The sequence below is a fragment of the Leeuwenhoekiella parthenopeia genome (genome assembly GCF_020782115.1).
In the GTDB taxonomy this organism is placed as follows: domain Bacteria; phylum Bacteroidota; class Bacteroidia; order Flavobacteriales; family Flavobacteriaceae; genus Leeuwenhoekiella; species Leeuwenhoekiella parthenopeia.
This window is the reverse complement of record NZ_JAJGMW010000001.1, coordinates 196364-210053: the sequence shown is the minus strand read 5'-3', so window position 1 is coordinate 210053 and position 13690 is coordinate 196364. Positions and strand designations below refer to the sequence as shown.

The window sequence follows — 13690 nt, the reverse complement described above, 5'->3', positions numbered from 1 at the left end:
AAATTCTGTTTCCTAATCTTCAATCCTATTCCTTATAATTCCATCAACATTAATAAGATCATTTCAAAATGGAGATGGTACTGTAACTACTAACTTAAATAATTTTAAATAAAATCAACAAAAATAGCAAAACCTGTAAATCAAATATTCATAGCGTTTGTGTTACCAATTTTAGGTCATTTAGCGGAGGAAAGAAAAGCTATCCAAAAACCAATCTTATTCGTGTTTTCAGGGCTTAAAAGCGTATTGAAATTCTACCTTAGCAGAATCATCCCCTTTTCAAGAGAACCTAGGCGGGATTTTTTTTTACTAGTAATTTGTATATTCTTGATGATTAGCTAATCCCTGTTAGTCCATTTCCCAAAATTCCGCTAAGGCCCCATTACCGTAAAATAGCTTCATTCAAAATCTTGGATCCATCTATTATTTTGATTTCTTCATTTCATTTACCGACTTGCTACGCTTTTAGATACATTTCATCACTCTTAAATAAAAGGTACCTCGGCAGCATCGCACCAATATCGATAAACTTTTGGACGAATAGGCGATGCTGAATTTATCTTCATATACCTATGTATTTACGAAGGCTCGGAATTTTATAAAATAACGTATTTTTAAAAGGCTGGAAAGCAGCTCAGGTTTTTAAATTAGGGATATCCATTTATTTGACTTTCGCCGATAAACCTACCCAGCAAACATTAACATATCGGAAATTTTCCAAGAGAAAAGCCGATGGTTGCAGATGATAATTTGGCAACTAAATTGTAGGGATTTTTGTTCGCCTGCGGCGAACGAAAAGGAATAGCAAGAGGGTAACACGCTGCGCGATGTTACAGGGATATAACTCATTTTATTTCAGTGTTTTACGCATGTGTTTTCTGATGGATTTTGAACAATTTGCGACAAATGTGCTTTTAAGCCCTATAAATAGGCTGATTTTTGCGACAAATTCTATTTAGATTGGGGGTAAAGAAGGATATTTTTAGATAGTCCTCACCACATTCCCCTGCACGGGGTTTCGGGGAAAGAGGTTCGTCCAGAAGGTCTTGAACACAGGCCAAAAATATCAATTTTATAGTGTGACATCGAGTTTGATTTTTTCGGCCTGAGTTCGCCGGGGCATCCTAACTTGAAATGGACAATCTTTTACTTTCGTGATTTATTTTCTTTTTAATACACTCCCCACAGCATACCTTTTATGATAGCAAAAGTACAGGATTCTAAATTAGTCGGGCGCATAAACCGGTCGGCTTTGCCTTCCTATTTATAGCCCTCTTCTAATTTAAAATCCCGAAGGTTACAACTATCAAAAAAGGTATTGCGACGGCTCTGGAGGAAGTAAATGAAACACCAAAACCCCGTGTGCGTTTTGATCTAGGATGCTATTTCAATTGAGCAAAAAAGGATTTGCTCAAGATGAAATAAGTAAATGGTTTAGCGTTCGGTATGCGTTGATGATTCTTCGCTTAACAACTCCATTGTTTCATCTATAAACTGCATTTCGGAAAATGGAAGCAGTTTAATAGCAATCCCTATAACATCGGCTACATTAAATTCGATTTCCGTTGGATTGGTTTGTACCGTCCTAAAATAGCTATACAAGGCTGTCCTCAACAAATTTACTTTTCCCAAATAATAATAAATTAAACTCAAATTCTAGGTTTAAATAGCAGTATGAGCCGATTAGAAGTACTAATCGGCTCATATTTTCACTATATTTGAGCCAATTAACTAGTTTAATCGGCTCATCATGTATAATTGGCAATACGAAGACTGGCCAAATTTTAAGTATACAACAACTGAAATTGAAGAGAAACTCTTTGAATTCAGCCAAAGGGCTGGTCGCGTTAATGGTATATTGGAAGGACTTTCAGATAAGATGCAAATGGAAGCTATCTTATCGCTAATGGTTGCTGAGGCTGTAAAAACATCAGAAATCGAGGGAGAATACCTGAGCAGGGAAGATGTGATGTCTTCTATACGAAACAATATGGGTTATGGTACACCTAAAGCGGTCAAAGATCCAATGGCGCGGGGTGTGGGGGATTTAATGGTGCGGGTTAGGCAAAATTTTGCAGAACCTTTGACAGACCTGGCATTATTCGAATGGCACAGAACGCTATTAGGGAGTGCTAAACGTATTAATACCGGGCAATGGCGTAAGCACAGTGAACCTATGCAGATCGTATCCTGGAGCTGGGGCAGGGAGAAGATCCATTTTGAAGCTCCGCCTTCCCATTTGCTTCCGAATGAAATGCAAGCTTTTATAAAATGGTTCAATGAATCTCATCCAGAAGGAGTCAACCCTATAAAAAAGCCACTTATCCGTTCAGCGATTGCACATCTGTATTTTGAGAGCATTCATCCTTTTGAAGATGGTAATGGAAGGATAGGAAGAGCGCTTTCTGAAAAAGCGCTATCTCAAGACTTAAATCGCCCCATTCTGCTGAGTCTTTCAAAAGCAATAGAGCACGATAAACAAGCCTATTATAAGGCTTTAAAAAAAGCCCAGCAGTCCAATGAAATTACCGATTGGATTATCTATTTTGTCAATACTGTTTTAGAAGCTCAATCTCAAGCGGAAGAGCTTGTTGCTTTTACTTTGAGAAAAGCTCGTTTTTTTGATCGCAATAGAAATTCCCTTAATGAACGTCAGTTAAAGGTCGTTAATCGTATGCTTGATGAAGAACCGGAAGGGTTTGAGGGGGGAATGACTGCAAAAAAGTATATAGCACTCACCAAAACATCAAAAGCCACAGCAACGCGTGACCTTCAGGATTTAGCAGCAAAAAAAGTATTTATACCTATAGGAGAGGGACGTAGTACACGTTATGAAATCAACTTTGAGGACTAAAGCTGTCTTACTAAAGGTATTTCTAGAATAGTCGGCTTATGGTTAACTAGTTTAAGCTACTACCAGTTCTTTTAATTTTATTACGGGTAAAGAACATTGATCCTTATTATTCCAAATATGCTATGCGGTCACCTAAGGTATACTTTAAGATTTTCCTTTTTGCTTCACCCTTAATTTGGATTGCTCCATCAATTGTAAAATCTTTCAAACCGGTAACAACTATTTCATTTGTGTTCTTATTCAGTAAAATTTTATCTGCATTTTCCAACTGAATTATTTCTGACTGAAAATTTACATTGCCCCGAAATTCTATAGTATTATTTTCTGGATCATATTTGGCTGTTTCAGAACTAAATGATGGTTCTTCTTTATCAGATACGATATATTCATTTTTTTGTCCAAATGAGTAAAACCCGATTAGAAGTCCAAATGTTAAGAGTATATTTTTCATACTTATATTTTGAGATAAATCAATCAAACTGTAAGTTATGAAAATTCGGTTAATGAATGAATTTCAGGTGTTACCGTCTTTCTAACTCATTATTTTATTTATCAAAAAAATTGAGAAGGTTGAGCTGTGATTGGCCTAAGAGTTTTAAAATGGCTTTTAACAAGGTTGGATTACTTTTAAATAAAGCAATCTTTTTTATATCTTTATAATATCAAATACGATCAATTCAGATCATTTTGAATGCTCTATTAAGTATAGTGAATTATTCGGTGAATAGACCTAGTAATTCAGCTGTTAGATACAGGAAATATAGGGGGTAAGGAGGTTTTCAAATTACCTGCCACCCCGACGAACCACATACAAGTGGAAACTAAAAGCCTGTTAATCTATTGATTTACAGGCTTTTTTATTTTACACCCTATCAATTGATAGGGTTTGATATCAAGCAGTTTAGTGAAGGATTCGGTAAACAGATCGAACATTTCATCTGTAGAATTCCAGAAATGAAGGAGTTGGTGAACTAATTAAGATGCCTGCTTTCAATTAGCCCATAAGGTACTTGGTCTCCTGTATTGTCAATGAAATTTTAATTTTTCGTTTTTCAAAACCCGTTTTCATACACTCTTCATAAACCATTCTAGGGGATGGGTAGGCTTTGACTTGAAAGAGCCTTATTCAAGACCCTCCTAAGATAATTATTCAGATCAATAAATAAATCTCAAAGCGTATGCTTTTATTAGGATGTAAAATGTTTGCAATTACCACAACATTTATAAGTTAGGTATCTCTAAATCCGGGACAGTAATTTCGATTCCAAAAACCTCAATTTTACTTCAATTAGGAGTCGAAGTAATTTTAAACCATGTTTGGAAAATTAAGTAATTGTAAAAGCGGCAAAGCGTAAAGGATCTAAACGCCTTTTATCTCTAAGGACATCGCATAAGAACTAATACTCCTTGTATCTTTTAATTTTTCAGGAATCTCCGCAGGCTTCTTTTTATGTGGTGGCAGATATTTTTTAGTACTTCTATGTTGGGGAGCTTTATATTATGTGCAATCATTTAAAAGATCGAAAAATGACTGATGTATTATTTATATTTGCATTTAATTAACATTTGTAATAAAATCAGGTTCTTCACTATTGATTTTGACTAAAACCAGAGCCCGTGTATTTTAATATAAAATATTGTTTCATCATTATTTTACTCATATCAGTAAGCTTACAGGCACAGAAAAGTAACAGGTTTGAAAGACTTTCTGAAGAGGAACTTTTAAAGTATTACGATTCAACTGCTGATTTAGATAGTTTACAATTTATTGCTAATCGCTATTTAGAATTAGCTAAAGCATCAAATGATAAAATCAAGTTAGCCAGAGGATATGACCTTATGGCGAGGGTATATGATACGGACACCAATTTAAAATATGCCGATTCTATTATTCAGGTAAGTAAAAATCTGGAAAATCATAAAAATTACCCTGCAATCGGTTATTTACTAAAGGGGTTTTATTACTATATCAAAGATGATTTTGTAAATGCGTTAGTTAATTTTGAGGAGTCAGAGCAGTTTATTTTGAAGAATGATTTCGAAAAAATTCTAACATATAGATTAGGAGTTTCTGCAATCCATAAATTGATTGGTAGCAGTAGTATAGAATTTCAGAAAAGGACGCTTCAACTCATCGAAGATCAGGATGATTTTGAATTGGTATATTACGATGCTTTCTTTAATATTTGCGAAGGAATTGCTTATTCCTATCTTGATCTAAATGATCTTAAAAATGCAGAATTTTATTTTTTAAAAGGACAAAAACTAGTTGATAAGTTAAATCTTGATGATTATGAAAGTTTTATATTCCACGACAGAGGAATTCTTGCCTTTGAGAATCAGGATTATGATTCTGCACTTGATTTTTTTAATAAGGCCTCTGTTTCTGATTTTGATTTAAGTAAAAGAATAACTTTCTTAATTGATAGGGCTAATGCGAAGCAACTTTTTGGAAATTATGCAGGAGCTAAAAAAGATTTTATTAGAGCCGACTCATTATTTGTTGATAGTGGGGTTTTTCCGGAGCAGTTGAATGATTTATACAGTTTTCTAATCTGCGATGCCAGCGACTCAAAAAATTTTGAAATGCAGCAGGTATATATAGATCGTTTTATTCGCGTTCAGAATGAAGAAAAATCTCGTTTTGAAGAGTTAAATAAATACATTAACAGCAAAAGTAACTCCCTCAATCATTCCTCTGCAATCATTTCAAAATCAGAATTCAATAAAGCAGGGTTTGTTTTTTTATTGATCATAGCGACTTTATTGCTCTTTGTTTTAATAATTCTATTCATTAAGAGGGCTGAAGTAGCTGATAAATTCTCCATGCTTTTGGAGGGAGGCTTTCTATTTAGGGGCCCTGATCCTAAAAATAAGGATACATCACAAAAAGTGCAGCAGGCTGAGCAGGTAGTTACATATGAGCAAAAGGATGCAGATTCTACCCTTGATTTAGGTATTGATGTTGTTGTAGTAAAAGATATTCTCAAAAAACTAGATGACTTTGAGGCTAAAAAAGAATTTATCAAAATAGGAGGATTGAGAAATGTTTCTTCTCATTTAAAAACCAACAGCTCTTATCTTTCAAAAGTTATAAATGCCTACAAAAAGCAATCTTTTGCAAATTATATACACGAGCTTCGAATTGCTGAAGCAGTAAATAAATTAAAGAGCGACACCATTTTAAGATCCTATACAATAGAAGCTATATCCAAAGAATTTGGTTACTCTAGTGCTGAATCTTTCTCAAAAGCCTTCAAAAGAATCACCAATTTATACCCATCTGTTTTTATTAAAAATCTAGGCTGAAACTTTTAGTTTAAGTTTCAATTTCAAAATAGTAGTCGTTGAAACGAATTTCTCCGGTTCAGTAGCGCAGTTTTTCGCTAAATCTAAACTGAAAATGCGTAAGTATTTGAACGATTTCCAACTTAATAGGGTGTTGCAGCATTAAGTGACTTGAAGGTTGCAGTGTAATTTTTACGTTAAGTAAAAATAAACAGATATGCCATTGCTGGTTGATTGATTTAACCCCGTATTTGAATTTGAAGTACCCCTATCCTTAAAGGACTACTATTATTTTAGGCGTATGTATAAACCGCTATTATTTTGGCTATTCCTTTTGGGTTTTTCAAATTCTCTGGAAGCTCAAACCTTTGATTCTTCTTCGCGTCCCAACATTCTTTTTATTCTTGCAGATGATTTGGGGTATCACGATCTGGGTATCACGGGCAGCCGGTATTATGAGACCCCCAATATTGACCGTATAGCTAACGAAGGAACCGTTTTTACTCAGGGTTATGCGGCCAGTCGGGTTTGCAGTCCATCGCGGGCCAGTATTATGCTGGGGCAGTTTACCGCCCGTCACGGAATTACAGATTGGATCGGAGCACCGGAAGGCGAAGCCTGGCGCGATTTAAACCGATATGACAAAACGCTTCCTGCAACTTACAGGCATCAGTTGCGGCAGCAGGCAATCACACTACCCGAAGCCTTAAAGGCCGGTGGCTATGCTACTTTCTTTGCCGGTAAATGGCATCTGGGCGATGGCGATTCTTCCCCTGAAACAAATGGATACGATATTAACAAAGGAGGCTGGGAAGTAGGCAGTCCTAAAGGGGGATACTTTTCTCCCTGGGATAATCCTAGACTCCCGAATACAGAACCGGGAGAGAATCTTTCCCTGCGCCTCGCCAAAGAAACCTCACAATTTATTGCCGGGCATGCTGACACTCCTTTTTTTGCCATGCTTTCCTTTTATGCTGTACACGGACCTATTCAAACCACAGAGCAAAAATGGGCTAAATACCGAAATAAGGCAGATTCGCTGGGGATGGCTCAACGCGCTTTCGTAATGGAGCAAATGCTGCCCATTCGAACAGAACAGGATAATCCGGTTTATGCAGGCTTAGTAGAACAAATGGACGATGCGGTTGGTTTGGTTATCGAGCAGCTTAAGCAAAGCGGACTATATGAAAAAACCATTATAATATTTACTTCAGATAATGGAGGTGTGGCTTCCGGCGATGCTTTTTCAACTTCAAATCTTCCCCTGCGTGGTGGTAAAGGCTATCAATGGGAGGGAGGTATCAGAGAGCCATTTTTTATCAAATTGCCCGGGAACTATAACGCCGTAAAAAGTTCAGATGTTCCGGTTACGGGGGCTGACTTTTATCCTACGCTGCTCGATTATGCAGGCATACCTCAAATCCCAGAGCAGGCAGTTGATGGTAAAAGCCTTAGACCGCTGATAGAAGGTGAGAATTTTGAGGAGCGAGCGCTGTTTTGGCACTATCCGCATTACGGTAATCAGGGAGGTCTGCCTTCATCTATTATTCGAAGAGCAGCGTTCAAGCTTATTCACTATTGGGAAGATGATCACGATGAATTGTATAATTTGGAAGATGATCCCGGTGAACAACGGGATCTTTCCGCAGTTGAACCTGAACGGACTCGTGAACTAAAGGAAGAATTGATGGCTTTTCTCGAAGAAACCAATGCACTTCGGCCTAAAAGAGACCCGCAGTTTGATCAACATAAACGCAATGAACTTGATCGGGAGCGATTAGAAGTTCTGCTGCCAAAACTGGAAGAGGAACGCCTTCAGATGTTATCTAAAACCTATACTCCTAATCAAACCTGGTGGGGAAGTAAAATAACGCGAGATTAATTTTTTTTCAGGTAATTCGGGAGGGTTCCCTAAGCTTTCCCGTTCTGAAATTGTAAAGTAGACCGTTTTATTCTCTGATTATTTTAAATACCTGCTTAGTTACTAAACGTATCTTAAACTATTATGAAAACCTTTACTATCACCTGTTTTTTGGCCATTTGCGTGTTTCATACTTCCTGCAAAACACCAACCGAAAAGCAGCAAAATACACCCAGCTCCGAAAACCCTATCCCACCTAATGTCATTATCATCCTTATTGATGATGCAGGTTATGCCGATTTTGGCTTTATGGGTTCCGAAGATTTAGAAACTCCGCGTATTGATGAGCTGGCGGCAAGTGGTGTTGTATTTACCGATGCCCACGTAAGCGCTACCGTATGCGCGCCATCCCGTGCCGGGCTCATGACCGGTAAATACCAGCAACGCTTTGGATTTGAGGCTAATAATACCGGTGGCATTGGCCTAAGTAATGAGGTGGTTACTATGGCTGATGTTTTTCAGGCTAATGGTTACAACACCTACGCGTTGGGTAAGTGGCATTTAGGCGAAGAAGAATCAGATCATCCCAATCAAAGAGGCTTTGATGAATTCTATGGTTTTCTAAGCGGAAGCAGGTCGTACTTTCCGCTTAAAGATCCGGGCGAAAAAAATATGCTTCAGTACAACGGGGAGCGGATGGTTTTTGAAGGCTATCTCACCGATGTTTTAGGGGACCAAAGTTTACGATTTGTTGAAGAGTCAAAAGAAACGCCATTTTTTATGTATTTGGCCTACAACGCTGTGCATACTCCAATGGAAGCGAAACCGGAAGATCTGGAAAAATACAGGAACCATCCCCGTCAGGATTTAGCTGCTATGACCTGGTCATTAGATCAAAATGTAGGTAAGCTTCTCGATAAATTAGAGGCTTTAGGATTGCGTCAAAACACGCTGATTTACTTTTTAAGCGATAACGGCGGGGCTCATAACAACCAGTCTCAAAACGGTATGCTCAAAGGATGGAAAGGCAATCACTTTGAAGGTGGGCACCGGGTTCCTTTTATTCTGAGTTATCCCTCAAAGGTAGAGCCGGGTAAAACTTTTGACGGACTCAGCTCTTCACTCGATATTTTTAAAACCTCGGCAGCTGCTGCAACTCTTAAACTACCGAAAGACCTTCAGCTTGACGGGGTAAATCTGCTGCCTTATTTAACCGGGGAACTACAGGGTGATCCACATCAGCAATTATTCTGGCGAAAACTGGAGGAGTCTGCGGCACGTATGGGTGCATTCAAAACCGTAAGGCTTCATAATGTAGAGACGGTGCTGTACAATCTTGACGAAAACATTCAGGAAACAGAGAATCTGGCCGGATCTAATTTGGCAATGCTTAAAGAGCTGGAAGAGGCCTACCGCAAATGGGAAGAAACTCTCATTGCTCCGCTTTGGGATGAAGGAGATGAGTGGATGGATGTCACGTATGAAATTCAGAAAAGTCTGATGCAAAATAAACAACCGCTTTACGAGGACATTCACAGTGATGCCTTCAAAAAAAATCGGATTCGTATAAACCGGGATTAGGAATTTTTCAGCAATGATTAGGGAATGAATGATATATCCCTCGTGTTGAATGATTTAAACCAGAACAAATCTGCCTGAAACTCTAGTTTTAGGCAGATTTTGTTTTTAGGAACTAGAGACAAAATCGGGGCAATTTCACCAACACTAATCCTAAATAATTCCGAAGATGAAAAAAAATTACCTCCTCTTATTTTGCCTGAATTGCTTTTTAGGGCAATTCTTATTTGCAGGCGCACCTCCTCTAGACGATTACAACTGCAATCAAACTGCGCAGTACCTGTACTGGACAGGTGAGGAAAATCAGGACTTTTTCAATGAAAATAACTGGAGATTAGCAAAACAGAAACCTATAAATCCGTCAGATCCTATTGAAAATCACCGCTGTTTACCCGGAGCTAATAAAGAAGATTATCAGATCTGTCTGGGAGATCATGATTTGGGTTCTGATAAACACCCCGCTGCCGGAACGCTCGAGCCCGGTCTTCCCATTGCTTACAATCTGTATGCCTCAGGGGCTCAGATTCAGGTAAGCGGAGCTATTCATTTTAGCTGTGATACCAAAGGCTTGACGGTATCGCAAAGCGATTTACGTGTTGACGGGCAGTGGTCAAACGGGGTACTCAGTCTTGATAACCGAAGTACCGCAAAATTTAGTGTAAAACAGGAGTCGTTGCCTCAGTCGCGCTTTAACCTGCTTGATTCGGAAAGCTGGGTATATTTTATTAAAAATGATCCGGTAATGCTGGAGGCTGAAGCGCTAAATCAGATTTATGTAGCCGATCTTCCGGGTGTTTACAAAGCAAACTTCAGATTAGATCAATACTATCAGCAGGGTACTTTATTGCTTCAGCAGGATGATGCTTATGAGCCGCTCGAGATTTTTGAGGGTTCGGGTCTTAGTGGTAATTCGGCTACCGTAAAACCGTTCCAGATACATTCGGGCGCGGCAATTCCCGGTGGTCTGGATAACAGTATTTCTTCTTTTGTGCTTAAAAGAGGTTATCAGGTTACCTTAGCGGTTCAGGAAAATGGTACGAGTATGAGTAAAGTGTATATCGCTTCCGAAGAAGATTTAGTCGTTGAAGAGTTGCCTGCTGCTCTTAATAATACGGTAAGTTTTATTCGGGTACTTCCCTGGGAGTGGATTGTTAAGAAAGGTACCGGCGGTAATATAGCAGTTGTAAATGCAGGCTGGTTTTACAACTGGAATAACAATCAGGAAACCCAAACAAATTATAAGTACGTCCCAATGGCCTGGGGAGCGAGTGGCGCTACGGCAGATGCGGTTAAACGTATGACCGCCAAGGCCGAAGTGAACCATATTCTTGGTTTTAACGAGTCTGATAACTGCGAGGATCAATCGGGGCAATTTAATAACCTCTGCGAGCCCGAAGTTGCAGTAGCGTATTTTGAAAATCTGATGAAAACCGGCCTGCGTATAGGCACACCTGCACCTCGTGAGAACGGTCCGTTTGGCTGGCTGGCAGAATTCAGCGAGCTTGCTACTGCCCGAAACATTCGTTTTGACTATGTCGCTGTGCACTGGTATGACTGGGCCAGCAATCCCCAAAACACGCCAAACGCTTCAGCTCAGGATATTTTTAACCGGTTTAAAGCTTACTTAAAACGGGTTCACGATGCGTATCAATTACCCATCTGGATCACCGAGTTTAATGCCAATCCCAACCGAACCAATGCGATTCAGGACGAATTTTTACGCTTGGCTTTACCCTATCTTGAAAGTCTTGATTATGTAGAGCGCTACGCCTACTTTCAACCCAATTCAAACCTGTCTAGCAATCCAGTAGAATCAGCAAATTATCAGGATGAGGCCGGAAATTTAACCAATATAGGATTGCTCTACCGGGATCATATTTCGAGCCCGTCAATTGCAAATAGCACCTATGCAGCACCAAATAATCTGGAAGGTCTGGATCTTAATTTTGAAGAGCAGGAGCCGGTTGTTTTGGTTTATGAAGCCGAATGCACCTCGTACCTGGGTAATCAATTAGTGGCTGTAGAAGACACCAATGCCTCAAACGGATATTATCTTAAGTTAGATTCCGGTCGCGAAGGTGCTTCAGTACTGGCTAAACAGCTGCATTTTGACATCAGCATCCCCAAGGCGCAAAATTACCGGATCTGGTTGCGCTATAAGTCTTCAAATGCAGCAAATACCGGCGTGCGTATGTACATTGATGAAACCGAAGTCGCCGAAAACATAAGCGGTTTACGCAACGCTCAGTTTGACTGGGAACAACTTCCCCGTTTTGTAGACCTCACTGCGGGCACACACCGAATTACCCTGGAACCGGCTAATGAGCGTATGCTTATTGACGGAATCGCACTAACCACGGGCAGTGAGACTATTGATTTTGCCGGTGCAGCAGCAGATACCTGTGTAACTGCTGAAGAGCGTTGGGGAGCTACCGAAACCACAGCTCTATATTTTGCGGAAGCCGAACAGGCCGGCTTGGGAAGCGACTGGACTGTTAAAACCAGCCCCACAGCAATAAACCAGGCATATATAGAAAGTAATTTGAATGCAGCGAGTACTCCTCCGGCAGGAACAGGACTAGCTGTTTTTGAGATCGATGTGACCGAAGCAGGTCGTTATAATCTTTGGGGTAAGGTACAGGCGCTCACCGAAGCTTCTGACGCATTTTGGGTAAGCGTAGACAACGGTCCCTTTTTAAAATGGGATGGACTTAAAGCCAGTGCGTTTATGTGGAAATGGAGTAAGGTTTACAATGCGATAGCAGATGAAGAACAGGCTTTGAGCTATTTCTTAACCGCGGGGAATCATCAGGTAAGTGTTGCTTATGCCGAAGCGGGAACCAAATTAGACCGTATCGCACTTGCCGGTTTCAATCAGAATCCCGCTACTGTTGATCCCGATGTTTTGTTTCCAAATACTGCATTAGAATTTGAGGCAGAAGATGCGATTATAATTGGGAATGCAGCGTTTCAGAATTGTGAAAGTTCATCAAACGGGCAGCAGGTACGCCCGGCTGCGTTCAATTCTAACCGTATTCGTTTTGAAGGTATTGCCGTGGCTCAGGGAGGGACCTATACACTCAAGGTACATTATATGAGTAAAAACATCCGCAATTTTGGACTCCGGGTCAACGAAGAAAATTTGGGTAACCGCCCCATCGCATCATCAGGACTATGGTGCTTTGAAAGCGGAGTGCCTGCTGTTTATGAGGTGGAAATTAATCTTGTAGCCGGTGAAAATAGCATTGAACTCACCGGAGCTTCAGGCGATGCTCCCTTCTTCGATAAAATTGTTGTAGTAAAAGAACTGATTTATGAGTTGGAGGCCGAAAACGCGACACTTACAGGAGGCAGTTTTGTACAATATTGCGACGCGGCTTCGCAGGGAGCTTATGTAAACACGCGTGAATTTAATGGCAACGCTATTGTTTTTGAAAACATAACCACTACTCAGGCCGGGGAGTATGATCTGAAAATCGATTACGTAAGTGCAGTGCCCAGATCTATGGGCCTTAAACTCAATGACGCTCAGGTTGAGTCGCTTGATTTTGCAGATTCCGGAGAATGGTGCTTTAATGGCGGGCAGCCCGGCCAACTGGTGCAACGTGTAAGCCTTAATGCCGGTGTTAATCGCATAAGTCTCGTAAATGCAGGTGTTGTTGCTCCATTAATTGATAAGATAAGCATCAGGCTGGTAGAGGCAAGTGCTTCGGCGGTATCCAAATCAAAAGCAGGGAAAACCACTGCACCAGCCGTCGCATCAATTTCCGAAACTCCTGAATCAGCGATACTCGATTCAGAGTTCAGAATATATCCCAATCCGTTAAGAAGTGGCGCTTTACTTCGTGTTCAGTTGCCGGTAACCTGGGATTCGGCAGTAAAACTGGAGGTTTTAGACGTTTCCGGAAGGGTGCTGTATAAGGAAGAGAACAAGAGTGCGAACAATCTGGACTTACAGGCATCTCAGTTCGCATCGGGAATGTATTTGTTAAGGGTATCTAACGAAAAAGATCAACTCGTTAAGCGATTTGTGATTCAGTAAGTCTTAGCTCTATATCAAAGCAAAAACCGGCTCTAAACACAAGATTTAGAACCGGTTTTTTGTTTAA

General features: G+C 39.9%; 7 protein-coding genes. 5 read left to right on the top strand and 2 right to left on the bottom strand.

Going from position 1 to position 13690, the window contains the following annotated elements; translation table 11 throughout:
- Positions 1–1434 precede the first annotated feature (1434 nt).
- Positions 1435–1632 carry a hypothetical protein gene (locus LLW17_RS00730; RefSeq protein ID WP_228228351.1) on the bottom strand — a complete coding sequence of 66 codons (198 nt, stop codon included), beginning with the start codon at positions 1630–1632 and terminating at the stop codon, positions 1435–1437.
- A 118-nt stretch (positions 1633–1750) separates the two neighbouring features.
- Here LLW17_RS00730 and LLW17_RS00725 point away from each other — a divergent pair, with 118 nt between their 5' ends.
- Positions 1751–2854 (top strand): Fic family protein, encoded by a 1104-nt coding sequence (locus LLW17_RS00725; protein ID WP_228228350.1) that lies wholly within the window; start codon positions 1751–1753, stop codon positions 2852–2854.
- 106 nt (positions 2855–2960) lie between these two features.
- Here the strand turns inward: LLW17_RS00725 and LLW17_RS00720 are convergent, their stop codons facing one another.
- Positions 2961–3305: a hypothetical protein gene (locus LLW17_RS00720; protein WP_228228349.1), complete on the bottom strand. Its 345-nt coding sequence runs from the start codon at positions 3303–3305 to the stop codon at positions 2961–2963.
- A 1166-nt stretch (positions 3306–4471) separates the two neighbouring features.
- Here LLW17_RS00720 and LLW17_RS18910 point away from each other — a divergent pair.
- From LLW17_RS18910 to LLW17_RS00700, 4 genes are all read left to right on the top strand, one after another.
- Positions 4472–6163: a helix-turn-helix domain-containing protein gene (locus LLW17_RS18910; RefSeq protein ID WP_228228348.1), complete on the top strand. Its 1692-nt coding sequence runs from the start codon at positions 4472–4474 to the stop codon at positions 6161–6163.
- A 280-nt stretch (positions 6164–6443) separates the two neighbouring features.
- Positions 6444–8024 carry a sulfatase gene (locus tag LLW17_RS00710; RefSeq protein ID WP_228228347.1) on the top strand — a complete coding sequence of 527 codons (1581 nt, stop codon included), beginning with the start codon at positions 6444–6446 and terminating at the stop codon, positions 8022–8024.
- A 123-nt stretch (positions 8025–8147) separates the two neighbouring features.
- Positions 8148–9584 carry a sulfatase-like hydrolase/transferase gene (locus tag LLW17_RS00705; RefSeq protein ID WP_228228346.1) on the top strand — a complete coding sequence of 479 codons (1437 nt, stop codon included), beginning with the start codon at positions 8148–8150 and terminating at the stop codon, positions 9582–9584.
- 166 nt (positions 9585–9750) lie between these two features.
- Positions 9751–13623: a glycosyl hydrolase gene (locus LLW17_RS00700; RefSeq protein WP_228228345.1), complete on the top strand. Its 3873-nt coding sequence runs from the start codon at positions 9751–9753 to the stop codon at positions 13621–13623.
- Positions 13624–13690 lie beyond the last annotated feature (67 nt).